The 24,317-nt window shown below is 64.5% G+C and carries 14 protein-coding genes, 3 tRNA genes and 3 rRNA genes; 14 read left to right on the plus strand and 6 right to left on the minus strand.

Annotation, left to right across the window (positions count from 1 at the left end; genetic code table 11):
• Positions 1-61 precede the first annotated feature (61 nt).
• From JL11_RS06830 to JL11_RS06840, 3 genes are all read right to left on the minus strand, one after another.
• The gene (locus tag JL11_RS06830; RefSeq protein ID WP_054765001.1) at positions 62-2,950 is read right to left on the minus strand and encodes a M16 family metallopeptidase; all 2,889 of its coding nucleotides are present in this window, start codon (positions 2,948-2,950) and stop codon (positions 62-64) included.
• Positions 2,951-3,111: 161 nt separating this feature from the next.
• Positions 3,112-3,834, minus strand: coding sequence for an anti-sigma factor family protein (locus tag JL11_RS06835; protein WP_054765002.1), 723 nt, complete (start codon positions 3,832-3,834; stop codon positions 3,112-3,114).
• Complete coding sequence (locus tag JL11_RS06840) at positions 3,831-4,334, minus strand: RNA polymerase sigma factor (protein WP_054765003.1); 504 nt, start codon at positions 4,332-4,334, stop codon at positions 3,831-3,833. Before JL11_RS06840 ends, JL11_RS06835 begins: the two co-directional genes overlap by 4 nt.
• Positions 4,335-4,455: 121 nt before the next feature.
• Between JL11_RS06840 and JL11_RS06845 the strand changes: the two genes are divergently transcribed.
• Together JL11_RS06845 and JL11_RS06850 are read left to right on the plus strand one after the other, a co-directional pair.
• Positions 4,456-5,787, plus strand: a complete 1,332-nt coding sequence (locus tag JL11_RS06845; protein WP_054765004.1) for a S8 family serine peptidase — start codon at positions 4,456-4,458, stop codon at positions 5,785-5,787.
• A gap of 86 nt (positions 5,788-5,873) precedes the next feature.
• Positions 5,874-6,533 carry a hypothetical protein gene (locus tag JL11_RS06850; RefSeq protein WP_054765005.1) on the plus strand — a complete coding sequence of 220 codons (660 nt, stop codon included), beginning with the start codon at positions 5,874-5,876 and terminating at the stop codon, positions 6,531-6,533.
• A gap of 118 nt (positions 6,534-6,651) precedes the next feature.
• Here JL11_RS06850 and hfaD read toward each other — a convergent pair whose 3' ends face one another.
• From hfaD to hfaA, 3 genes are read right to left on the minus strand one after another with little or no spacing between them, the layout of a single operon-like run.
• A complete protein-coding gene (gene hfaD / locus JL11_RS06855) occupies positions 6,652-7,767 on the minus strand; it encodes a holdfast anchor protein HfaD (RefSeq protein ID WP_231681421.1) in 1,116 nt (371 codons plus the stop codon).
• Positions 7,694-8,710, minus strand: coding sequence for a holdfast anchoring protein HfaB (gene hfaB, locus JL11_RS06860; RefSeq protein WP_054765007.1), 1,017 nt, complete (start codon positions 8,708-8,710; stop codon positions 7,694-7,696). Before hfaB ends, hfaD begins: the two co-directional genes overlap by 74 nt.
• Positions 8,707-9,150: a holdfast anchoring protein HfaA gene (gene hfaA, locus JL11_RS06865; protein WP_054765008.1), complete on the minus strand. Its 444-nt coding sequence runs from the start codon at positions 9,148-9,150 to the stop codon at positions 8,707-8,709. The genes hfaB and hfaA overlap by 4 nt, the downstream gene beginning before the upstream one ends.
• Before the next feature lie 115 nt (positions 9,151-9,265).
• Here hfaA and JL11_RS06870 point away from each other — a divergent pair, with 115 nt between their 5' ends.
• The 12 genes from JL11_RS06870 to JL11_RS06925 all read left to right on the plus strand — a co-directional run bounded on the left by JL11_RS06870 (position 9,266) and on the right by JL11_RS06925 (position 24,280).
• Positions 9,266-9,979: a rhomboid family intramembrane serine protease gene (locus tag JL11_RS06870; RefSeq protein ID WP_054766858.1), complete on the plus strand. Its 714-nt coding sequence runs from the start codon at positions 9,266-9,268 to the stop codon at positions 9,977-9,979.
• Between the two features lie 91 nt (positions 9,980-10,070).
• Positions 10,071-10,499 carry a CBS domain-containing protein gene (locus tag JL11_RS06875; RefSeq protein ID WP_054765009.1) on the plus strand — a complete coding sequence of 143 codons (429 nt, stop codon included), beginning with the start codon at positions 10,071-10,073 and terminating at the stop codon, positions 10,497-10,499.
• 634 nt (positions 10,500-11,133) lie between these two features.
• Positions 11,134-12,594 (plus strand): 16S ribosomal RNA (locus tag JL11_RS06880).
• A gap of 209 nt (positions 12,595-12,803) precedes the next feature.
• A tRNA-Ile gene (locus JL11_RS06885) sits at positions 12,804-12,880 on the plus strand.
• Between the two features lie 58 nt (positions 12,881-12,938).
• Positions 12,939-13,014 (plus strand) — tRNA-Ala (locus tag JL11_RS06890).
• A gap of 228 nt (positions 13,015-13,242) precedes the next feature.
• A 23S ribosomal RNA gene (locus JL11_RS06895) occupies positions 13,243-16,028 on the plus strand.
• An 87-nt stretch (positions 16,029-16,115) separates the two neighbouring features.
• A 5S ribosomal RNA gene (rrf, locus tag JL11_RS06900) occupies positions 16,116-16,230 on the plus strand.
• The 16S, 23S and 5S rRNA genes sit together here with 3 tRNA genes alongside, the layout of an rRNA operon.
• Positions 16,231-16,299: 69 nt before the next feature.
• Positions 16,300-16,376, plus strand: a tRNA-Met gene (locus JL11_RS06905).
• A gap of 222 nt (positions 16,377-16,598) precedes the next feature.
• A complete protein-coding gene (locus tag JL11_RS06910; protein WP_082382624.1) occupies positions 16,599-17,681 on the plus strand; it encodes a LacI family DNA-binding transcriptional regulator in 1,083 nt (360 codons plus the stop codon).
• A gap of 209 nt (positions 17,682-17,890) precedes the next feature.
• Positions 17,891-19,183, plus strand: a complete 1,293-nt coding sequence (locus JL11_RS06915) for a glycoside hydrolase family 30 protein (protein WP_231681422.1) — start codon at positions 17,891-17,893, stop codon at positions 19,181-19,183.
• Positions 19,184-19,303: 120 nt separating this feature from the next.
• Complete coding sequence (locus tag JL11_RS06920; protein ID WP_054765012.1) at positions 19,304-22,210, plus strand: TonB-dependent receptor; 2,907 nt, start codon at positions 19,304-19,306, stop codon at positions 22,208-22,210.
• Between the two features lie 99 nt (positions 22,211-22,309).
• Positions 22,310-24,280, plus strand: coding sequence for a glycoside hydrolase family 3 protein (locus JL11_RS06925; RefSeq protein ID WP_054765013.1), 1,971 nt, complete (start codon positions 22,310-22,312; stop codon positions 24,278-24,280).
• Positions 24,281-24,317: the final 37 nt, after the last annotated feature.

A 24,317-nucleotide genomic window follows, 5' to 3' on the forward strand; every position in this document is an offset into this window, starting at 1 on the left:
ATCCTGAAAACTGCCCTGGAAAGGGCTCGGCCCCGGCTCTTTCGAACCGGGGCCGTTTTTCTTACCGGGCCAGCTTGTCCGAGACGACCTCGGCGCGCCAGGCCGTGTCCGGCTTCAGATAATGCTGCGCCAGCCGTTGCAGGTCGGCCGCTGTGACGGCTTCCAGTACCGCGATATTGTTGCGGGTCTGGTCCAGCGAGGCGGGGTCCGACTGGGCCTCGGACAACTGGGTCAGCCAATAGCCGTTGTCGGCCATGCTGCGGCGCAGACGCTCCAGCGCCGGGCGGCGGGCGCGGTTCAGTTCGTCCTCACCGATCGGATTGTCGCGCAGATCGGCGGCGATGGCGTCAACGGCGGTGAACAGTTTCGGCAGGGACTCCGGCGCCGTCTCGGCCGCCACGACCATATAGCCGTAGCCGGGGAAGACGTCGGAGGTGCTGGAGCCGGCGTTGGGCGAATAGGCCAGACCCTGCTTCTCGCGGATGTCTTCGTTGAGCCGCAGCTGCAGCACCGCCGACAGCAGGGACAGCTGACGCGAGGTGGTGCGGTCGCCGATCTGGTCCGTCGTCGGCCAGGCCACGACGCCCAGGGCCTGTTCGGCCTGGCCGGTGTGAGTCAGCCGGACCGGGGTCGCCGTGGGCGCGGGGAAGCGCCGTTCGGCCGAACCGGCCGGCGGCGTCGGCGCCGCGCCGCGGGCGGGCAGGGCGCCGAAGGTCGAGCCCACGGCCGCGATCACCGCATCCACGTCCACATCGCCGACGACGGTGATCTCGACCGGGCCGGAGGCCAGGGCGGCCTTGATCTGCTCGCGCAGCGGCTCGATCTCAACCGACTGGAACTCCTCGACCGTCGGCGTGGCGGCGCGCTTGTCGCCCCCGGCAAGGATCGCGCCGCCCTTCACCGCAAAGGCGCCGCCGGGGGTGGCCGTCAATTGCTCCAGGGTTTGGGGATAGGCCGCCTGGGCGCGCTGCAGCGGGGCGGGGCGCAGGCCCGGATCGGTCAGGAAGGCGGTCAGCACCTGAAGCTCCAGCGCCAGATCTTCAGGCCGGGTCGAGCCGCTGAAGACATAGCCGTCCTCGCCCTGGCTGACCGAGGTGTTGATCACATGACCCGCCAGGACCCGATCCGCCTCGTCCACCGTCAGCTTGCCCAGGCCCCCGGCGTTCAGCACCGTATCGGCCAGGGACAGGGGCGAGAACCGGTCTGTCGGCAGCCCCAGGGAGCCGATGCCGGTCTTGGCCCTGATCAGGATCTGATCGTCACGGAAGTCGGTCTTCTTGATGTTCAGCAGCGTGCCGTTGGGGAAGCGCACCAGCACGGCCCCCAGGTCCGACACCTCGGTGCGCGAAGACGGGGCCGCCGCCGCGCCGAAGTCGGCGTAGGGCCATTCCAGGGCCGCCTGATCGGCCGGAGCCGCCACAGGCACCTGACGCGACGCCTCCAGGGCGGCCGTGACGGCGGCCTCGCCGCCCTCGACCGGGACCGGGCTGGTGAAGAGCACCAGCGGCCCCTGGCCTTCGAATACCGGGCGGACGGCGGCGTCTACCTGTTCAGGCGTCAGGTCGGCCACGATCCGTTCGAACTGGTCCAGGCTCTGCTGGGGCGCGGTGAAGACCGTGTCGCTGTTGACGGCGTTCAGCAGGGCGCCGGCCAGGGCGGGGGTGGAGCGGGTCGCTGCGGTGGCGACGGCGTTCTGAAGCGAGGTGCGGTATTCGGTGATCTCGCGCTGAAGTTCAGGCGCGGTCACCCCGTATTGGGTCAGGCGGCGCGCCTCCTGTTCGACGGTCTCCAGGGCGCGCTTCCACTGGCCCGGGGTGAAGCTGACCGACAGGACGCCGGCGTCCAGGCTGTCGAACAGCGACTGATAGCCGGCGCCGGCGCCGAGGAAGGGCGGATTGTCGGCCCGCGCCATCTCGCCCAGCCGTCGGTTCAGCACGGCTAAGCCCAGGCTGCGGCGAATGTCCTCGGCCCGCTCGTTGAAGCTGTCGGGGTCCAGGTCCGGCGCCTTGATCCAGTTGATTTGGATCGACGACTGCACGCCCGGCTCCACAATGATGCTGGTCTGGGGCTGGCGCGGCTGCACCTGGCCCAGGTCGGGCTCGGGCCCGTCCGCCGCCTTGGGCGTCCAGTCGGCGAAGGCGCCGCGCACCTTGGCCTCCATGGCGTCCAGGTCGAAGTCGCCCACGGCGATGAAGGTCGCCCGCGACGGGCGATAGTAGGCCTCATAGAAGTCCACGAAGCGCTCGCGCGGCGCGGTGCGGATCACCTCCAGGTCGCCGATCGGCAGGCGTTGCGACAGGCGCTGACCCGGCGCCAGGAGGGCCAGCTGGGTCTTCAGCACCCGCATCTGCGGGCTGTTGCGGCTGCGTTCCTCGCCCTCGATCACGCCGCGCTCGGCGTCGATGGAGTCCGACGCCATCAGGGCGTCGCCCATCATCTGCCGCATGACCCGCAGCGACGTATCCACCGTCTCGTCCTGGGTGTTGGGCAGCTCCAACATATAGGCGGTCTGGTCGAAGCTGGTGAAGGCGTTGGTGTCGGCGCCGAAGGCCAGGCCCAGTCGCTCCAGGATCCGCAGCATCTCATTCTCGGGGATGTCCTTGGTCCCGTTGAAGGCCATATGCTCCATGAAGTGGGCCAGCCCCTTCTGGTCGTCGCGCTCCATCAGGGAGCCCGCGTCGATCCGCAGCCGGAACGACGCCTGGCCGGGCGGGGTAGCGTTGTGCATCAGGGCGTAGCGCATTCCGTTCGGCAACAGGCCGTACCGCACCGCCGGATCGGCCGGAACGTCGCTGGCGGACTGGGCCCAAGGATCGGACGGCGCGACCTGTCCTTCCACCTGAACGGCGGCGGGGGAAGCCGCCAGAGCCAGGGCGGGAACACTGAAGGCCCCCGCAGACAGAGCCAACCCGGAGGCTGCCAGCAGCATCAGACGACGCGCAGAACGCATGAACTCACTCCCAACGCCGCAACCCCCGACGGAGCGGCTTTTGTCCGCAGTAGGGGAGCGTGGGGGCGAGGGCAAGGCGACCTTTTGCACCGCCCGACGCCCCCTCCGGGGTCGAAGGCGCTTTGCAAGCGGTGAATTTGAAGAGGGAATCCGTTCGCGGACTAGCGCCAGCCTTCGTCGCGGGCGCGCGCCTCAGTGACGGCGTCGGCGGAGGGACCGGCGATCAGGGCATCGACCGCGCTAAGGACGGCGGCGGGGGTGTCGGACGAGGCCGTGCGGACTTCGCCCGTTGGACTCGACAGGGGCGCCAGGGCCTGGACGGTCCAGCCGTCCGACCGGCGACAGGCCAGGCCCGCCAGCCCGTCGTCTCGAGCCTGGAACGTGCGGCACCAGCGGCCCTCGCCGTCCTGGAAGGTCAGACCGACGGCCCGACCGGCGTTGTCCGCCCCCTCTGACGCGAGGCGGCGATCCAAGACCTTGACCAGATCCCTGTCGGCAAGGACGCCGTCCTCGGCGACACGGATGCCGGAGCCGCTGTTCAGGCCCGGCCCGATCAGCACCCCGGCGACGAAGGCCGCCGCAGCCAGCCCGCCCCAGATCGGCGCCTGGCGCGGCGCGAGGGCTTGGGACAACCAGGCTTTCAAACCCGCCAACGGCGCTGCGCGGACGTGGCCGCCATTGGCGATCAGGCGCGACAGATCACGGTCGCGGGGATCGACCTGGACCAGAAAGGCCGCCTGCGTCGCCGCGCGCAACCGTCGCGCCGTCGCCATCCGTTCGGCCAGGGCGGAGTCGGTCCGGGCCGCCGCTTCCAGCCGTGCGACCGCATCGGGCGCCAGTTCGCCGTCGATCCATCGCATCAGGGTTTCGTCGTCGATGGTCATCCCGTCACTCCCTGTTCGGCCAACGTCTGCATCAAGGTCTGACGGCCACGCACCAGGCGGCTGGTCAGGGTGCCGGCGGGCACGCCCAGAACCTGGGCTGCCTCGGCGTAGGACAGGCCCTCGACCAGGACGAGGGCGACCGCATGTTTCTGATCCTCGGGCAGGGCGTGGATGGCGTCGCGCACCAGCCGGGCGTCGGCGCGCAGACCTTCGTCCGCCTGGGCGGCGTCGGGCACACGGGCCGTGGCCTCGTCCTCGGGCGTCAGGACCTGGCCCCAGCGCTGGCGTGCGCGACCGTCGTCTATGGCGATCCGTCTCATGATGGTGAAGGTCCAACTGTCCAGCCGAGTGCCGGGCTTAAAGCCGCGCCGCGACGCCAGGGCGCGCTCCACCGTCTGCTGCACCAGATCCTGAGCGTCTGCGTCGTGGGAGCGGAGGACGCGGGCGAATCGGCGCAGGCGCGGCAGAAGCTCCACCAGCCCCCTCTGAAAATCGTCCACGTGTCGTCCTTTTCCATGCGGATGAAACGAATGAGCCCAAGCGTTTCATCCATGGCATATCGAGAACGGAACGCAGCGTGAGGCAAGGGCGAACTGGCGTGGGCGGTCGAAGGAGCCGACGATGAGATGGACATGGACCTCCGCCTGGGCCGGCCTGGCGGCGCTGCTGCTGGTGTCGCTGGCTGCGGGCACGCCGGCACGGGCACAGATCGGATCGCTGCCCGTTCCCAGCCTTCCGGGATCGGGGCAGGGTCTGCCGGATCGCCTGCCTGACCGTTTGACGGAGGGACTACCGGGTCTGGATGACATTGATCGCATGGGCCGCCAGGCGGTCGAGGACGCCTTGAGGGCGCCGTCGCGTCTGGCGCAACTGGTGCGGCGGTCCAATGGGGCGCTGGAGGCCGACCCTCAGGGCTGGCCTGTGGTGCGCGGCGAGATCGTGGCCCTGGACCTGTCGCCCGCCGCCCGCGACCAGGCGATGAGGGCGGGGTTTACGCTGCTGCGGGAGGAGCGGCTGGACGCTTTGGACCTGTCCAGTGTCATTCTGGCCCCGCCGCGGGGTCTGGCCTTGGCGCGGGCCGTCGCGCAACTGAAGCGACTGGACCCGCAGGCGGAGATCACCTTCAATCATGTCCATGACCTCGCCGGCGCCGTGCCGTCGGCGGAGACCGGACTGGTGGATCTATCCTCCAACGGTCGTAGAGAGACAGGCCCCACGCTCGGCTTGATCGACACGGGCGTCGAGGCCACCCATCCCGCCCTGGCCGGGGCGCAGATCGTGCAGCGAGGTTTCGCCGGCCCTCCGCGTATGGGCGCCCATGGGTTGGCGGTCGCCTCCCTGATGGTCGGCCGCGCCGGCCCATTCGCCGGCGGCGCGCCGGGCGCCGATCTGCGCGTCGCAGACATCTATGGTGGACAAGCGGCGAACGGCTCATCGACCGCCCTGGCCCAGGCTCTGGCATGGATGGTCGAGCAAAGAGTGTCGGTAGTGAACATCAGCCTGGTCGGCCCGCGCAACGCTCTAGTCGAACGCGCGATTCAGCGGGCCCAAGCCCGTGGCCTGACCGTGGTGGCCGCTGTCGGCAACGACGGCCCGGCCGCCCCGGCCCTCTATCCCGCCGCCTACGACGGGGTGGTCGGCGTGACCGCCGTGAACGCCCGCAACCAGGTTCTGCCGGAGGCCGCGCGCGGCCCTCAGGTGGCCTTCGCCGCGCCCGGCGCCGATATGGCCGCTGCGGCTCCGGGCGGTGGGTGGACCAGCGTGCGGGGAACTTCCTTCGCCGCGCCGATCGTGGCTGGACTTCTGGCGCGCCAGGGCCAGGCCGCCTTGGGACGTAGCGCCGAGGATCTGGGCGCGCGGGGCCGCGACCCGATTTATGGCCAAGGACTGGTCGGCGTCGCTTCGCGCGTTTCGCCACAGACCATGGGCGCGCCCGGGCGGCTGGCTCGGTAAAAATTCGAGCGGTCGGGATGAAACCTCGACGGCCGGTCGTTGGATCCTGTGAGGGCGAGATGCCCGAGACATGCAGGAGATTGACCATGAAGAAGACCCTGATGACCGCGACCGTCGCTTTTGGCCTGGCTCTGGCCGGTGCATCGCAAGCCCAGGTTCTGGGCGGTTCCGGCGGCTTGACCGGTGGTTTGACCGGCGGGCTCGGAGGCCAGGTCGGGAGCATGATGGGCGGCCAGATCGGCGGCTCCGGTTCCCTGGCCGGCAGCGTATCCGGTGCGGTGGACGGTTCGCGCATCCGTGACGGCGTCACCTCGACCACCGATCAGACCCTGACCCGCGCGGAACGTCGCGCTCAGCAGGCCCAGGCCCGCGCCGCCGCAGCCGCCGAGCGCACGCGCGCTCGGGCCGAGGACGCAGCCGTCACGGCTGGAAACCGCGTCGCTTCTACCGCTGCCGCCGCCCAAGGCCAGGCCCAGGGTGCGTTGAACGGAACCGTCAACGGCGCCGCCAACGCTGCGGGCTCCATTGAAGGCGAAGGCCAGGCCCAGGGGTCGGGTCTGGTGAATAGCGCCCTGTCCAGCAGAGGCGGTTCGGTCAGCGGCTCCTCATCGGGTTCGGGTCAAACCCAAACCCCCACGCACCGCGCCTCCGCCAACGCCGGCGTCAACGGATCGGCGTCCGCGGACCGCAACGGCGCAGCCGTCTCGGCCGGCGTTTCCGCCAGCGGCGGCGCCCGGCCCCACTAAGCTTGGCCGCTGATAGATATTAAGGAGGGCCCCGTCGTTCACGGCGGGGCCTTTCGGCAAAAGGGGCGCGCTGGGCGAGATATCGCGGCGGCTGCGTCTCTCGGCGGACCTTACTCCCTCAGCCGCCCGGCCGGCTGACATAGAAGGTGGCGCTGTTGCCGACGGCGGTGGCGCCGACCACGGCGGCGCGGCCGGACCCGATGGTGGCGTTGATCGTGGCCGTGACATTGGCGTCGTTGGTCTGGCTGTTGGTCACATGGACCTCGCCGCCGCATTGCGAGCAGGCGGAACCGGTCACGCTGTTGCCCACGGCCTCGGCGCCGACATAGGCGTCATAGCCGCTGACGCCCGCATAGGTCGCGGTCGCCTCGACTCCGCCGGTGTTCAGCTGGGTGTTGTCCAGCTCCAGATAGACGTCCTGGTTGCCGGCGACGGTCTCGTTGGCGACGGCGCGGGCGGCGACGGTGGTCTGGCCCTGCAGATCGGTCTGGGCGCGGGCCGCTGCGCGGATACGGCCCTGGTTGGTCTGGTCACTCGTCGCGACCAGAGAGCCGTCGGCGTTCGACAGGACGATCCGGTTGCCCCCGGCGCCGGCCCGGGCGGCCAGGTTCCAGGCGTTGTCGACATAGACGTCGGTGCGGGCCTCGATGGTCGAGGGGGCGTTAGTCTGGCGCACTGTCAGATCCTGGTGGGAGGCCCCGTCCGTCGAAACCTGGACCAGGTTGGCCGCCGCATGGGCGGAAAAGTCGGCGGGGGCAGGGATATATTGAACATCGGCGACGGTCTCGGCCAGGACGGGGGTCTGGGCCGACTGGTCTAGGGCGCCGGTGATCGCGGCGGACGATCCGCTGAGCGCGATCCGATTGGCCGCCGCCGTGGTGGCGACGGCGGCGCCGTCTTCGATATGGGCGGTCGGCGCCTGTACCGCGGTGCGGGCCGAGACGGACGGACCCGTCATGGTCTGGCGCGCCGTCAGGTCGGCGGCGGCCTGATCGACGCCTCCGACCAGAAGATTGCCCGCAACGTCATTGGTCACTTGAAGCTGGCCCACGGCGACGTCCAGGTTCACCGCGCCGGTGACCTCGCCGGTCATCGTCTGGGTGCTGGTGCAGGTGGAGCCGGTCTGGGCGTCGCAGACCGGCGTCTGCTGCGCTCTCGTCTCAGTAGCGAGAACGGCGAACGTCGCCGTCGCGGCGATCATGCCAGCGAGACGGATCGGCGCGGGTGTGGCCATTGTTCGTCTCCGTGGTGGGATAGGCCGGATAATAGCCGCCGGTCGGACCGACGGTGGAATCGCCAAGCGGATCATTGGCGGCGTTGAGGCAGATTTCGGGGCCGGGGGCGCCGTAAAGATTGGCCATGAACTCGACCGTGGCCCGTTCGACCAGGGCGCGGACGGCCAGTTGCACCGGCTCCATCCCGCCGGACCCGGCCGAGATGTCGAAGACATTGCCGTTCAGGAAGTCGAACACGCCCGCCGAGATCTCGCGGCCGATGATTTGCTTTTGATAGGAGACCACGTCCACGACCTCCAGGGTCGTGGTCTGAACCAGCCGCAGATCCATGGCGATGTTCATCACATAGGTGCGGTGGGTGGCGATGCCGGAACCGGGCCGGTCGCTGTCCACCTCGCCCACGGCGGCGTCGAATCCGCCCGAGCGGATGTTGTAGTTCACCTCGGTGATGCCGCCGACGATGTAGAAGTCCGAGCCCGGCACCTGGCCGGCCAGGATGCGGCGGTACTGGGTGTCTTCCGGCCCCTGGGCGCTGGGCGTGCTGTCGCCGATCAGCTTGTTGTTGGCGTAGCGCAGCTCCAGCTCCGACACCGAGGTGTCGTAACGTTCGACGATCCGCGCGCCGGCCTTGGCGAGGGCCGAGTTGGCCATCAGCGAGGCGCCGCCGGTGATCTGGCGCCCGCCGTCGGAGGAGACGGTGCCCGTATAGTCGCTGATCCGCCCCACGGCCATGCGCGGCGAGGGCAGATTATAGCGGCGGGCGTAGTCGGCCAGGCAGTAGAGGGCGGTCGAATAGGGGGTTGGGTTGGCGGTGACCGGCGCATTGCCGATCGGCGTCGCATACTGGCCCGACGGCCCTGCGACCGGACTGACGCAGCCGGCCAGCAGCAGGGCGGCCGCAATCGACGCAGCGCCGGTGCGAATGAAGACAGGTCGGCTCATGGCAGGGTGAGGCTTCCGTTCAGAGCCGTGCCGGCGGTGACGTCGCCGTTGTTGGTCTGTTTCGAATTGACGATGACGGTGTTGTGGCTGCCCTGAACCACCACGTTCAGTTGATTGCCGACGGCGGTCGAGCCGCCGATGGCCGCGCCCCCGCTGCTCGATGCGCCGGCGCCAGCATAGGCCGAGGCTACGCCGCCGGATTGGCTGGAATAGGAGGAGGCGCCGGACTGGATCAGGCCGTTGACGATGATGCGGTTGCCGTTGGCGTCGCGTGTCGAGCCGGTCGCGGCGGCCTGGGTGGCGCTTCGCGCCGCCCCATAGCCTTGTTGAAAGCGCGCTGCGCCGGCCGAGCCCGTGGTCTGGGCGGCCGCCAGCGTCGGGACCGCCAGGACGACCGCAAGCGCCATCGTCAGGGGGGCGATCGGCCTCTGGACCGGCATGGGGACTCCTTGCGCGTCGACGAACCAAGGGATCGAACCGCGATCCACCCGCTAAACTGGGTTAAGGTTATTAAGAAGCGCTTGAGATCGGCGAAATCGTCACCCATTGAAAACCATGTCCGAACCTGACGACCGATTCGACGGCCCCCCGCTTTCAGATCCGCCCAAATCAGAGGCTGTATTCAACGCGCCTCTGTCGGTGGTCGTGGTCGCCCTGTCCATGCCGGTGCTGTTCTTCTTTCAGCGCCAGTTGCCCGACATGGGCGCCAGCATGGCCTTTGCGCCGATCGACCTGCAGAACGGCCGTTGGGGCGGGCTGTTCACCGCCATGCTGCTGCACGGTGGATGGGCCCACGCCCTGATGAATGCGGTCGGCGCCCTGGCCTTCGGCGCGCCGGTCGCGCGGCTTTTTGGCGAACGCTTCGGATCGAGCGTCTTTCTGCTCTTCTATATAGGGTGTGGCGTCATCGCGGCCCTGGGCTACGGGCTGGTGCATTGGGGATCTTCCGATCCGATGGTGGGAGCGTCGGGCGCCGTCTTTGGGCTGATCGGCGGGGCGACCCGACTGATGGGAGCGCCACAGGGCTGGAGGGGCGGCAGAGTCCTCAGCCTGTTGGACCGGCGTGTGATCGCGGCTTCCATCGCCTGGATGGCGGTCAACGCCGTGACCGGCCTGATCGGCTATGCCCCCGGCGCCGACGGCGCGCGAATCGCCTGGGAGGCCCATGCCTTCGGCTTCTTGGCCGGGCTGCTCGCGATCGGCCCCCTGGGACGCGCTTTCGGAACGACGTCGCAGGCGGGACGCTCAGGCGCCGATTCGGCCATTTGATTCCCCGGCGTCCCTGAGCGATCATCGGTCCGAGCGGCCCTGTCGCCATCCCGGCCCTGCGGTCGTCTCCTAACAGAGAGAAGGAGCCGCGATGTTCGTCGCCGAGATCCTCAAGACCAAGGGAAACGCCGTCTATTCCATTACCGCCGATGTGACGGTGGCCCAGGCGTGTCAGGCGCTGGACGCCAAACGCGTAGGCGCTCTGGTGGTCCAGAACGGAGACGCCGTCGTGGGCGTCTTTTCGGAACGGGATGTGGTCAAGGCCGTGGCGGCCGACGGGCCGAAGGCCCTCGCGCGCGCCGTTCAGGACTATATGACCGCCAAGGTCATCTTCGCCCAGCCGCGCGAGAGCCTGTCGACCGTCATGAGTCGGATGACGGACCGGCGGATCCGCCATCTGCCGGTCCTGGACGGAGAGACCCTGGTCGGCGTCGTCTCGATCGGCGACCTCGTCAAACGCCAGATCGAAGAACACGCCCGCGAGGCCGAAAGCCTCAAGACCTATATAGCGGCGGGCTGAGCGGCGGGGCTGCGGCTCGACCGACCGAGAGTCGGTGAGAATCTTTCCTCCGCCTTCAGAATCTGGTTGCGGTGTAAAATGGTGGCCCGTATAGGGCTGCCTCGCTCGGAGACGGGCCGGCCTTTGAGGCTTTTGGGACTTTGGTTTCGGGAGTTTTGGGGGAGTTGAGGGGTTGAAAAACTTCTTGCTTTCCTGGGTTGGTTTCAATAGGTTCCGCGCTCCAATCGAATCGCCGAACGGTTAAGAGGAAGGCCTCTTGGTTTTCCTTGCGGTGGTTTTTTGTGGTTTTGAGGCCTTGGTCTTGGATCTGCAAAATCTCTGAAAAGAGCGGTTGACATGAGGTTCGGCGGTCTCTAAATCGCCGCCTCCGCCGACGACGAGGCGCTAAACAAGTCGGGCCGCTTTGGCGGTTCTGGTCTTTGACATTGTTGATATGGAAAGAGAAACGCAGGCGGCGGTGTCCTTGCGATAGTCCTAGGGGCTATCATACGACACTGACTATCTGCGGTCTTTTTGAAAAGATACCATGCGTCGGTCTTAGGATCGACGGGTGGGAACTCGTCAAACAAATACGTAGAACTAACGCCAAGACGTCCTTTGGGATGGTCTTAGTGCTTTAGGTCAGAAGTCAACTCAACCTGAGAGTTTGATCCTGGCTCAGAGCGAACGCTGGCGGCAGGCCTAACACATGCAAGTCGAACGAAGTCTTCGGACTTAGTGGCGGACGGGTGAGTAACACGTGGGAACGTGCCTTTAGGTTCGGAATAACTCAGGGAAACTTGTGCTAATACCGAATGTGCCCTTCGGGGGAAAGATTTATCGCCTTTAGAGCGGCCCGCGTCTGATTAGCTAGTTGGTGAGGTAAAGGCTCACCAAGGCGACGATCGGTAGCTGGTCTGAGAGGATGATCAGCCACATTGGGACTGAGACACGGCCCAAACTCCTACGGGAGGCAGCAGTGGGGAATCTTGCGCAATGGGCGAAAGCCTGACGCAGCCATGCCGCGTGAATGATGAAGGTCTTAGGATTGTAAAATTCTTTCACCGGGGACGATAATGACGGTACCCGGAGAAGAAGCCCCGGCTAACTTCGTGCCAGCAGCCGCGGTAATACGAAGGGGGCTAGCGTTGCTCGGAATTACTGGGCGTAAAGGGAGCGTAGGCGGACATTTAAGTCAGGGGTGAAATCCCGGGGCTCAACCTCGGAATTGCCTTTGATACTGGGTGTCTTGAGTGTGAGAGAGGTATGTGGAACTCCGAGTGTAGAGGTGAAATTCGTAGATATTCGGAAGAACACCAGTGGCGAAGGCGACATACTGGCTCATTACTGACGCTGAGGCTCGAAAGCGTGGGGAGCAAACAGGATTAGATACCCTGGTAGTCCACGCCGTAAACGATGATTGCTAGTTGTCGGGATGCATGCATTTCGGTGACGCAGCTAACGCATTAAGCAATCCGCCTGGGGAGTACGGTCGCAAGATTAAAACTCAAAGGAATTGACGGGGGCCCGCACAAGCGGTGGAGCATGTGGTTTAATTCGAAGCAACGCGCAGAACCTTACCACCTTTTGACATGCCCGGACCGCCACAGAGATGTGGCTTTCTCTTCGGAGACTGGGACACAGGTGCTGCATGGCTGTCGTCAGCTCGTGTCGTGAGATGTTGGGTTAAGTCCCGCAACGAGCGCAACCCTCGCCATTAGTTGCCATCATTCAGTTGGGAACTCTAATGGGACTGCCGGTGCTAAGCCGGAGGAAGGTGGGGATGACGTCAAGTCCTCATGGCCCTTACAGGGTGGGCTACACACGTGCTACAATGGCGACTACAGAGGGTTAATCCTTAAAAGTCGTCTCAGTTCGGATTGTCCTCTGCAACTCGAGGGCATGAAGTTGGAATCGCTAGTAATCGCGGATCAGCATGCCGCGGTGAATACGTTCCCGGGCCTTGTACACACCGCCCGTCACACCATGGGAGTTGGTTCTACCCGAAGGCGCTGCGCTGACCGCAAGGAGGCAGGCGACCACGGTAGGGTCAGCGACTGGGGTGAAGTCGTAACAAGGTAGCCGTAGGGGAACCTGCGGCTGGATCACCTCCTTTCTAAGGATGCTTCTCCAGCCTCTCACGAGACTATTGAGGCTCCACATAGCGGTGCGCTCAAGCAGCAATGCGGTAGCGCAAAGCAAAAACGGCAGGATGCCGCCGTCTCCGTTTCTCTTTCCACTTTCGTCATCGACGCCTCGGCTATACGGGTCGCGGGGTTGGTGACGCGATCGCGAGCCCGGAACTCCTGGCTGTCGCGCTGCCCTAGGCCCGTAGCTCAGGTGGTTAGAGCGTACGCCTGATAAGCGTAAGGTCGGCAGTTCGAGTCTGCCCGGGCCTACCAGCCCTCTAGGATCCATCTGGACGGTTCGTCGACAGCTCTCCTGGCTTGACCCTGAGAAGGGGCCATAGCTCAGTTGGTAGAGCGCCTGCTTTGCAAGCAGGATGTCGTCGGTTCGACTCCGTCTGGCTCCACCACTCGCCGAGCGGCGAGAGGCGAATGACCAGAGGCGCGCATCGCATACAAGTTTGCCGTTACCTGAATAGGTGATGTGCATTGATATTGTGAAGGAAGAATGAGGCCGGCTCCCCTGAGCTTTTAGGTCTGGTTCGATAAGAAGACATTGTCTGACAAAAATCAGGCTTGGTCCCCCGGCATCTTTCCAGTCGGGCGGAAAACACCAAGCATGAGTTTTGCTGAGAAACGATCAAACGTTGAAGGGCTTCTGACGGATGCCTTGGCGTAGAGAGGCGATGAAGGACGTGGCAAGCTGCGATAAGAACCGGGGAGGCGCTAGCACCCTTTGATCCGGTTATTTCCGAATGGGGGAACCCACCTTTACAGTCTTCCAACTCTGTTCCGGCTTCGGTCGGGTCAGCGATTGGCGGATTGTTGAAAGGTATAATGAGCTGAATACATAGGCTTCATTAAGCGAACGCGGGGAACTGAAACATCTCAGTACCCGTAGGAAAGGACATCAACCGAGACTCCCGTAGTAGTGGCGAGCGAACCGGGACCAGGCCAGTGCTCTTGTGAAATAAAGACGAACGATCTGGAAAGGTCGGCCATAGTGGGTGAAAGCCCCGTAGTCATCAAACAGCAAGAGACTCGAGTAGGGCGGGACACGTGAAATCCTGTCTGAACATGGGGGGACCACCCTCCAAGCCTAAGTACTCCTCTACGACCGATAGTGAACAAGTACCGTGAGGGAAAGGTGAAAAGCACCCCGACAAGGGGAGTGAAACAGATCCTGAAATCGGAAGCCTACAAGCAGTCGGAGCCCCCAAGCGGGGTGACGGCGTACCTTTTGTATAATGGGTCAGCGACTTCATGTGTCGAGCAAGCTTAAGCCGTTAGGTGTAGGCGCAGCGAAAGCGAGTCTGAATAGGGCGCTAAGTTCGACGTATGACGACCCGAAACCAAGTGATCTATCCATGAGCAGGTTGAAGGTTGGGTAACACCAACTGGAGGACCGAACCGGTGAATGTTGAAAAATTCTCGGATGACTTGTGGATAGGGGTGAAAGGCCAATCAAACTTGGACATAGCTGGTTCTCCGCGAAATCTATTTAGGTAGAGCGTCCGACGAATTCCTTAGGGGGTAGAGCACTGGATGGTTGCGGGCTGCGCGAGCGGTACCAATACTAACCAAACTCCGAATACCTAAGAGAACTATCGGGCAGACACACGGCGGGTGCTAACGTCCGTCGTGAAAAGGGAAACAACCCTAACCATCATCTAAGGCCCCCAAGTACTGGCTAAGTGGGAAACGATGTGGGATTGCTTTGACAATCAGGAGGTTGGCTTAGAAGCAGCCATCCTTTAAAGAAAGCGTAACAGCTCACTGATCAAGCGATCCTGCGCGGAAAATGTAACGGGGCTCAAGCCAGTCGCCGAAGATATGGGTTTGCACTTTGTGCAAGCGGTAGCGGAGCGTTCCGTAAGCCGGTGAAGGTCAGGCGTGAGCCTGGCTGGAGGTATCGGAAGTGAGAATGCTGACATGAGTAACGATAAGAGTGTGAGAGACACTCTCGCCGAAAGACCAAGGGTTCCTGCGTAAAGCTAATCTGCGCAGGGTTAGTCGGCCCCTAAGGCGAGGCTGAAAAGCGTAGTCGATGGGAAGCAGGTAAATATTCCTGCACCAGCTGGAAGTGACGGATGGCATAACTTGTACGGGCTTATTGGATTGTCCGTGCAGGGGCGTCGTCCCAGGAAATAACTCCAGCAGAGACCGTACCCGAAACCGACACAGGTGGTCAGGTAGAGCATACCAAGGCGTTTGAGAGAACTGTGCTGAAGGAACTCGGCAAATTGCACGCGTAACTTCGGAATAAGCGTGACTCACCCTGGGCAACCAGGACTGAGTGGCACAAGCCAGGGGGTAGCGACTGTTTAGCAAAAACACAGGGCTCTGCGAAGCAGCAATGCGACGTATAGGGTCTGACGCCTGCCCGGTGCCTGAAGGTTAAAGGGAGGAGTGAAAGCTCCGAACTGAAGCCCAGGTAAACGGCGGCCGTAACTATAACGGTCCTAAGGTAGCGAAATTCCTTGTCGGGTAAGTTCCGACCTGCACGAATGGCGTAACGACTTCCCCACTGTCTCCAGCACAGGCTCAGTGAAATTGAATTCCCCGTGAAGATGCGGGGTTCCCGCGGTCAGACGGAAAGACCCTATGAACCTTTACTATAGCTTCGCCTTGGCGTTAGCGACCGTATGTGTAGGATAGGTGGGAGACTATGAAACCGGGGCGCCAGCTCTGGTGGAGTCGTCCTTGAAATACCACCCTTACTGTCGTTGACGTCTAACCGAGGACCGTTATCCGGTCCCGGGACATGGCGTGGTGGGTAGTTTGACTGGGGCGGTCGCCTCCCAAAGTGTAACGGAGGCGCGCGATGGTGAGCTCAGAGCGGTCGGAAATCGCTCGTCGAGTGCAATGGCATAAGCTCGCCTGACTGCGAGACTGACAAGTCGAGCAGAGACGAAAGTCGGCCATAGTGATCCGGTGGTCCCGAGTGGAAGGGCCATCGCTCAACGGATAAAAGGTACTCTAGGGATAACAGGCTGATTTTGCCCAAGAGTCCATATCGACGGCAAAGTTTGGCACCTCGATGTCGGCTCATCACATCCTGGGGCTGGAGCAGGTCCCAAGGGTATGGCTGTTCGCCATTTAAAGTGGTACGTGAGCTGGGTTCAGAACGTCGTGAGACAGTTTGGTCCCTATCTGCCGTGGGTGTTCGAAGCTTGAGAGGATCTGTCCCTAGTACGAGAGGACCGGGATGGACATACCTCTGGTGTACCTGTCATGGCGCCAGCTGTGCAGCAGGGTAGCTAAGTATGGAATAGATAACCGCTGAAAGCATCTAAGCGGGAAACTAACCTCAAAACAAGGCTTCGCTGAGGATCGTGGAAGACTACCACGTTGATAGGCCAGGTGTGGAAGCGCGGCGACGCGTGAAGCTTACTGGTACTAATAATCCGATCGGTTTGATCGTTTCTCAGCAAAACTCATTCGATGATCATCAATGACCCGATGATCGTCACGACAATGTCTTCTCATCATCCGCTGTCCGCCTCGTTGACCTGGTGGCTATGTCGGAGGTTCCCCACCCGATCCCATTCCGAACTCGGTCGTTAAGCCCTCCAGAGCCAATGGTACTTCGTCTCAAGGCGCGGGAGAGTAGGTCGCCGCCGGGTCTACCAGGCGGACAGCCGATGATGAAAAATCCTTGTCGAACCCCTTCTTCCTCCACAAACCACCCCTGCCGCGGGATGGAGCAGCCCGGTAGCTCGTCAGGCTCATAACCTGAAGGTCGCAGGTTCAAATCCTGCTCCCGCACCCAAACAATCAAGCCGCTGGATCAACGATCCAGCGGCTTTTTGCTGCCTGAAACCCCAAGCCCGCGCCCCCCCATCCCGGACCCAAACGCCCAGCGTCCCAGCAGCTGAAGTGAGGTTTGTTCTCGAGCGAACCCGCTCGACGGTCCTGGACGCAAGTCCGGTCTGGACTCAACGCTGGCTTGGCGCGCTCGATCGCTGCGGGCGGCCTTGCAGTCAGCGCCGCCATGAGCCATCCAGACAGGATGCGGACACCGGAGCATGGGCGGGCGCCCAAGAAGCCCACAATCGATGATGTGGCGCGGCTGTCGGGCGTTGCGCGGACCACGGTGTCGCGCGTTCTCAACGGCGGCCCGAATGTTCGCGATCCGGTGCGACGCAAGGTGCTGGAGGCGGTGAAGGCCCTGGACTACCGCGTCAATCCTCAGGCGCGGTCGCTGGCCGGCGGCGCCAGCGGCGTTCTGGCCCTGATCCTGGCCTCGGACCTGGATGCGGAGCCCAACTCCTTCTACGCCTCTGCGCTGGAGCTTGGCGCGATACGGGAATGCCTGCTGGCGGGCTTTCAACTGATCACCCGCCACGTGCCGCAGGACGATCCTGCGGCGGTCCAGCAGTTGTTGGAGATCGCGACCAGTCAGAGGTGCCAGGGGGTGATCTTGACGCCGCCCTTTTGCGACAACGTCGATCTGATCCGGCAACTCAGGACCAGAGGCGTTCATCTAGCCGCCGTGTCGCCCGGCGGCGACGGACGGGGGCTGATCGACGCCGTCGGCATCGACGACGAGGCGGGAGGACGGGACATCGCCCGCCATCTGATCGATCTGGGGCATCGACGGCTCGCTTATCTCAGTGGGATACCGGGCCATCTGTCCGCCAAGAGCCGTTTGGACGGCGTAAGGCGCGCGATGCGAGAAGCGGGGCTGGATGAGGCGGCCTTGGTGGTGGAGCCGGGCGACTTCACCTTTCGATCGGGCGGGCTAATCGCTTCGCGCCTCCTTTCGCTCAGCCCTCGCCCCACCGCTCTGATCTGCGCCAATGACGATATGGCCGCAGGCGCCCTGTCGGTGGCCCATGCGCGCGGCCTTCAGGTGCCGGGTGATCTGTCGATTTCCGGCTTTGACGACACGCCCGTCTCGGGCATCGTCTGGCCGCCGCTCACGACGGTGCACCAACCGCTGAAGGAGATGGGCGGAGAGGCGGTCCGGCTGCTCTCGGGTCGGATCGCAGGAAGAGACGCCGGCGATTGGACCTTCCGCACTCTGCCGCACGCCGTGGTCGCGCGGGAGTCGGTGGGAAGCTGGGCGGGATAGAAGGCAGGAGGCCTTGACGCGCGTAGCCGCACCGTCATTATGGAAGCGCTTCCAATAAATCGACGGGCGCGTCAGACGTCTGCAGGGAGGAAGGCATGAAAGCTCACACGGCCGCGATTTGCGCCTTGTTTTTGGCTGCTTCAGGCGCGGCAGGATGCGCCTCGGCGCCGGATGGCGGCTGGATCACGACCGGGGACCAGTCCCGCCTCATGCAACACGAACCGCTGATGATGAGGCGGGCGGCTGTCCAGGCGACGGGCCAGGCGGTGCTTCTTGACCCGCAGACGCCGCTTCAAACCATGGTCGGCTTCGGCGCCGCCATAACGGATGCCTCGGCGCATCTTATCCAGAGCCGGATGACGCCCGCTCAACGCGACGCCCTGATGCGAGACTTGTTCGGCCGGGCGGACGGCGGGCTGGGATTCGACTTCACGCGCGTGACGATCGGCGCGTCCGACTTCTCACTGAGCCACTACAGCCTCGCAGATCAAGCCGATCCCTCGCTGGCGGGGTTTTCGGTCGCGCCCATGGCTGCGGAGGTGTTCCCCACGGTTCGCCAGGCCCTGGCGATCAATCCTCAGCTCAAGATCATGGCCACGCCGTGGAGCGCGCCGGGCTGGATGAAGACGACGGGCTCCTTGATCCAGGGAGAGTTGAAGCCCCAATACTATTCGACCTATGCCGAGTATCTGACGCGCTATATTGCAGAGGCTGCGGCAGAGGGCGTGCCGACCCACTATATCAGCATTCAGAACGAGCCTGACTTCGAGCCCGACTCCTATCCCGGCATGCGGTGGGGACCACAGGGGCGCGCGACGTTCATCGGGCGGGACTTGGGACCCCGACTGGAGCGGTCGGGGGTGGAGACGAAGATCCTCGACTGGGATCACAACTGGGACAAGCCGGAGCAGCCCTTGGGCGTATTGGCCGACCCTGAGGCCCGGGCCTATGTCTCCGGCGTCGCCTGGCATTGCTATGCAGGCGACGTCTCGGCCCAGTCGAAAGTGTTCGACGCCTATCCCGACAAGGACGTCTTCTTCACGGAATGCTCCGGCGGCGAGTGGGCCCCCGCCTTCAAGGACAGCTTCGTCTGGACCATGAAGAGCCTGATCATCGGCGCAGTGGAAAACCATGCGCGCGGCGTTCTGATGTGGAACATCGCCCTGGACGAAAACCATGGTCCGCACGCGGGCGGATGCAGTGACTGCCGCGGCGTGGTGACGATCGACAGCCGAACCGGCGCCGTTCAGAAGAACCAAGAATACTACGCCTTTGGGCACGCCAGCCGATTTGTACGCCAAGGCGCCAGGCGCGTGGCGGTGGCGAAACCGGAGGGGCTTGAGGCGGTCGGTTTCGTCAATCCGGATGGGCGACGGGTGCTGGTGGTCCTGAATCCGGCGGACGTTGAGGCGCGCTTCGATGTCGGCGAAGCGGGCCGGCGGGCCCAGGTCCTCCTGCCGGCCTCCAGCGCCGCCACCTACGTATGGAGCAGCCCGCGCTAAGGCCTATCTTGTCAAAAATGCAAAAGGTGGTAGCGTGTTGGAAGCGCTTCCAATGAGCGCCAACAAAGAAGGACGCAGGCCCAAGGGGCGCTGCGCCGAGGAAACGTGAGGGGAGATCAAATGCGCAGCGCATTCGCTGGGGGCAGTTCCATTCGTTCAAACCAGGGTCGCCGTCGCCTCCGCGTCACGGCTTCGGCCTTGGCGCTGGCTTCCGTCCTGCCGACGGTCGCCGTCGCCCAAACCCAGACGCCGCCGTCGGGCGCCGACGCCGCTCCGACGGAGGTCGAGGAGATCGTCGTCACCGGTCTTCGGCGAGGACTGGCGGATTCGATTTCCATCAAACGGCGGGAAACTTCGATCGTCGAAGCGGTCTCGGCGGAGGATATCGGCAAGCTGCCCGATGTCTCCATCGCGGAATCCATCGCCCGTCTGCCTGGGTTGGCGGCTCAGCGCGTCAACGGCCGCGCCCAGGTGATTTCGATTCGGGGCCTGGCGCCGGATTTCACCACCACCCTGCTGAACGGGCGTCAACAGGCCAGTTCGGGCGACAACCGGGCGGTGGAATTCGACCAATACCCGTCCGAACTGCTGTCCGGCGTCGTCATCTATAAGACGCCGGACGCCGAGGTCTCGGGCATGGGGCTGTCCGGCACGGCCGATCTGCGGACCGTGCGGCCATTGACGTTCGGCGACCGCGCCGTGGCGGTCAACCTTCGCGGCGAGATGACCGAAGGCGACGCCCTCAACGATGATATCCGCAACTATGGCGGACGTTTCTCGGTCAGCTATATCGACCAGCTGGCGGACGGGACGCTTGGCATTGCGCTCGGATACGCCCACCTGGATTCCCCGTCGCAGAACAAACACTACAAGGCCTATGGTTATGAGTCGTTCGGCGGGGTCTGCGAACCCAGCGCGCCCGGATCGACCTGCACTGTCGATTCCGTCCAACCGGACAGCGCCGACACGGCCCTGCTGCTGAACGGACAGGAAATCTTCTCGACGTCACGCCTGAATCAGCGCGACGCGGTCATCGGCATTGTCGAATGGCGTCCGAACGAGCGGGTCCATTCGATCCTCGATCTCTACTATTCGAAATTCGAGCAGGAAGAGACCACGCGGGGCGCGCAGTGGTTTTCGAACGCCTGGGCTGACGACGCCTATTTTACGGGGGTCGTGACCGAGGATCGCGGCGGCTCGTCGTTCGGCCGCAGCGGCACGATCCACAACGCCGTTCCCATCATCCGCAACGACCGCAACACCCGCGAAGACGAGATTTTCTCGGTCGGCTTCAACACCCAGTACGAGCTGAACGACCGGACCCGCCTCGTCGCCGACCTGTCCTATTCGAACAATCGTCGCCGCGAGACCATTCTGGAAACCTACGCCGGCTATGGACGGGGGACGGGCGGCGTGACGCCATCGACGCCGAACGTCGGCCGCACCCTGGACGTCATTGACTTCACGGTGAACGACGACGGCTATCCGACCTATGCCGAAGGTCTGGACTATGCGGACGCCTCGCAGGTGTCGCTGGGTGACCGGGCGCCTTGGGGCGGCTGGGGCCACGACGGCGCCATTCGCTTCCCCGACGTCGAGGAGACCATCCAGTCCGCAGATCTGAAGATCGAGCGCGACATGGAGGGCTTCTTCAACACCTTCACGGCCGGCGTAAACTACGCCAAGCGCGAGAAGTCCAAGAGGGTCGATGATTATGACCTGTTCCTGAAGAATGGCCGGCAGCAGGTCTATGTTGACGCTCAGTATCTGGAAACGCCGGTGTCGCTGGACTGGGCCGGTTTCGGCAATGTCCTGGCCGTCGATCTGAGCCGTGCGCTTGACGTGTACTACGATCGCGCGCCGATCCTCGACGCCAACTATTTCGACAAGAACTGGGATATCGAAGAACAGGTCACCACGGCCTTCGTGAAGCTGGACTTCATGGGTGGTCGCTGGAGCGGCAATGTCGGCATGCAGGCCGTCGTCCAGAACCAGGAATCGACCGGCGTCGTGATCAACGGCACCGAGCCCGGCGCGCCGATCACGCCGATTTCCGTCACCAAGGGGGCGGACTATCTGGACATCCTGCCGAGCCTGAACCTGATCTATGATCTGGGCGGCGGGCATCGTCTCCGTTTCGCTGCGTCACGCACCATGGCGCGGCCGCGCATGGACGAGATGCGGGCCAATGTGACGCCGGGCTTCAACGCCCTGGTCTGCACGGGCCAGACCTGTCCGCCGGGTTCGACCGTCAATCCCTGGTCCGCCTCGGGCGGCAATCCGAACCTGGAGCCTTGGCGAGCGAACGCCTTCGACCTCGCCTATGAATGGTACGTCGACGCCACCACTTATCTGTCGATTGCCGGATTCTACAAGGATCTGGAGACTTACATCTATGTCCAGAACGGCACCTTCGACTTCACCGGCATACCCCTGCCGTCGACGGCGTCCTCTATTCCGGCGGGTGTGAACATCAGCCCGATCGGACAGATCAGCCTGCCGGCCAACGGCAATGGTGGAACGGTTCAGGGGCTTGAGGTCAGCGGCGCCTTGAACTTCGGTACGGTGTGGGCGCCGCTGGATGGACTGGGCTTGTTGGGCAGCATCTCCTTCACGGAGTCGGATCTGAATCCGGCTCCGGATGGACAGACGGTTCGCATCCCCGGCCTGTCCGGCACGGTCTACAACGTCACCGCCTACTACGAACACGGCGGCTTCCAGGCGCGGATCAGCAAGCGGTTCCGCGAAGCCTTCAAGGGCGAGGTGGTGCAGTTGTTCGCGACGCGCGGCTACACCGAAATCCTGGACGACGAGCAGATCGACGCCCAGATCGGCTACACCTTCGAGGAAGGGCCTCTGGAGGGATTGGGCGTCCTGTTCCAGGTCAACAACCTGACCAACTCGCCCTACCGGACCCGCCTGGGTCTGGACAGCGGCGGCACGACGACGGCCGACGGCGGCTCCCTGCCGGAGACCTACGAGGAGTACGGTCGCCAGTTCCTGTTCGGCGTCAACTACCGGTTCTAGGGCGCCCCTCCCACGGCCCTGGACACTGGGGCGGGGCGGCCTGGCCGTCCCGCCCTCTCTATTCGCTCATTCGGCCCCTGTAGCATCGAGAGACGGCGCATGACCCTTCGCAAGACCAAGCTTCTATCCCTGCTGCTTCTGGCCGGGTGCGCCCTTGCGCCGATGAGCGCCGTCGGCCAGCAGACCGCCCCCGGTCAAAGTCTCCCGGACTGGCCGGCTCTGACCCCCGCCCACGCGCCGGACGCCGCCATGGAGACGCGGATCGCCCGGATCGTGGCGGGCATGACCCTGGCGCAGAAGATCGGTCAGATGACCCAGCCGGACGTCCGCTACATCACGCCCGAAGAGGTGACCCAGTATTACATCGGCTCGGTCCTGAACGGCGGCGGCGCCTGGCCCGCCATGAACAAGCACGCGACCGTCGCCGAATGGGCGGCCCTGTCGGACCGCTATCATGACGCCGCCCTCGCCACCGACATGGCGGTGAAGATCCCGCTTATCTGGGGTACGGACGCGGTGCACGGCCACAACAACGTCTCCGGCGCCACGCTTTTCCCCCACAATATCGGCCTGGGCGCCGCCCACGACTCCGATCTGATCGAGCGGATCGGCCGCGCCACCGCGCGCCAGGTGCGCGCCACCGGCATCACCTGGGTCTTCGCCCCCACCCTGGCGGTCGGCGAGAACCGCCGTTGGGGCCGCACCTATGAGAGCTATTCCAGCGATCCTCAGCAGGTCGCCGAATATGGCGAGGCCCTGGTCCGCGGGCTTCAGGGCGACCTGACCGGCGACGGCGACGTGGTCGCCACGGCCAAACACTATATGGGCGACGGCGGCACCTATAACGGTCAGGACCAGGGCGAGACCCGCGCCACCCGCGCGGAAATGATCAATCGCCACGCCGCCGGCTATTATTCGGCCATAGAGGCGGGCGTGCAGACGGTCATGGCCTCCTACAGCAGTTGGAATGACGTCGCCGCCGGCCACGACTACGGCAAGATGCACGGCAGCCGCGAGATGCTGACCGATGTGCTGAAGGACCGGCTGGGCTTCGACGGCCTGGTGGTGTCTGACTGGAACGGGATCGAACAGGTGCCCGGCTGCGCCAAGGCCGAGTGCGCCCAGGCCATCAACGCCGGCATCGACATGGTCATGGTCCCCGAAGACTGGAAGGCCTTCATCCAGAACACCATCGCCGATGTGGAGGCTGGGCGCATTCCAATGTCGCGCATCGACGACGCCGTGACGCGGATCCTGCGGGTCAAGATGCGGTCGGGCCTGTTCGAGCACGCCCCGTCGGAAAGCCGCTACAACGGCCGGGCGGAGGCCGTCGCCGCCGCAGACCTGGCGCGCGAGGCGGTGCGCAAGTCGGTCGTCCTGCTGAAGAACAACGAGTCCGCCCTGCCTCTGGTCCAGGGCGAGAAGATCCTGGTCGTGGGCGACAGCGCCGACAGCCTGTCCAACCAGACCGGAGGCTGGTCCCTGACCTGGCAGGGGACCGAAAACGTCAACGCCGACTTCGCCACCGGCGCCACCCTGTTGCAAGCCCTGACGGCCCAGTTCGGCGCCGAGAACATCGTCTATTCCCGCGACGCGGTCGGGGTGGACGTGACCCGGTTCGCCAAGGTGGTGGTCGTCCTGGGCGAGACCCCCTATGCCGAGTACCATGGCGACGTACGCTTCCCGGCGCCCGTCCAGTACAGCCATCGCCGCCCGAACGACCTGGCCCTGTTGCACGCCGTCTCGGGCAAGGGGGTTCCAGTGGTGTCGGTGCTCTATTCGGGCCGTCCCGCCTATGTGAACGACCTGATCAACCTGTCGGACGCCTTCGTCGCCGCCTTCCTGCCCGGCACGGAGGGGGCGGGGCTGGCCGACGTCCTGTCCGGCGGGGCCTATGACTTCACCGGTCGTCTGTCCTTCGCTTGGCCGGGGTCGGCTTGCAGCACCGGGGAGCATGAGGGCGAAGTGGTGCAGTTCGCCCGCGGCTATGGCCTCAGCTATGCGCGTCCGTCCCACATGAACCCTCTGCCCCTGCCGCCGACGCCTAACGTCTGCGACCCCATCGGATGATCGCCGCCCAGTAAGCCTGCGACCTGCGGCGGGGCCT

It is taken from the genome of Brevundimonas sp. DS20 (genome assembly GCF_001310255.1).
In the GTDB taxonomy this organism is placed as follows: Bacteria; Pseudomonadota; Alphaproteobacteria; order Caulobacterales; family Caulobacteraceae; genus Brevundimonas; species Brevundimonas aurantiaca.

Bases quoted from the DNA above. Each gene is read 5' to 3' on its own strand.
- hfaB (WP_054765007.1), bottom strand. From the start codon at position 8,710: ATGAGCCGACCTGTCTTCATTCGCACCGGCGCTGCGTCGATTGCGGCC.
- JL11_RS06910 (WP_082382624.1), top strand. From the start codon at position 16,599: ATGAGCCATCCAGACAGGATGCGGACACCGGAGCATGGGCGGGCGCCC.
- JL11_RS06835 (WP_054765002.1), bottom strand. From the start codon at position 3,834: ATGACCATCGACGACGAAACCCTGATGCGATGGATCGACGGCGAACTG.
- JL11_RS06830 (WP_054765001.1), bottom strand. From the start codon at position 2,950: ATGCGTTCTGCGCGTCGTCTGATGCTGCTGGCAGCCTCCGGGTTGGCT.
- JL11_RS06850 (WP_054765005.1), top strand. From the start codon at position 5,874: ATGAAGAAGACCCTGATGACCGCGACCGTCGCTTTTGGCCTGGCTCTG.
- JL11_RS06845 (WP_054765004.1), top strand. From the start codon at position 4,456: ATGAGATGGACATGGACCTCCGCCTGGGCCGGCCTGGCGGCGCTGCTG.
- JL11_RS06915 (WP_231681422.1), top strand. From the start codon at position 17,891: ATGCAACACGAACCGCTGATGATGAGGCGGGCGGCTGTCCAGGCGACG.
- JL11_RS06920 (WP_054765012.1), top strand. From the start codon at position 19,304: ATGCGCAGCGCATTCGCTGGGGGCAGTTCCATTCGTTCAAACCAGGGT.
- JL11_RS06925 (WP_054765013.1), top strand. From the start codon at position 22,310: ATGACCCTTCGCAAGACCAAGCTTCTATCCCTGCTGCTTCTGGCCGGG.
- JL11_RS06870 (WP_054766858.1), top strand. From the start codon at position 9,266: ATGTCCGAACCTGACGACCGATTCGACGGCCCCCCGCTTTCAGATCCG.
- hfaD (WP_231681421.1), bottom strand. From the start codon at position 7,767: ATGGCCACACCCGCGCCGATCCGTCTCGCTGGCATGATCGCCGCGACG.
- JL11_RS06875 (WP_054765009.1), top strand. From the start codon at position 10,071: ATGTTCGTCGCCGAGATCCTCAAGACCAAGGGAAACGCCGTCTATTCC.
- hfaA (WP_054765008.1), bottom strand. From the start codon at position 9,150: ATGCCGGTCCAGAGGCCGATCGCCCCCCTGACGATGGCGCTTGCGGTC.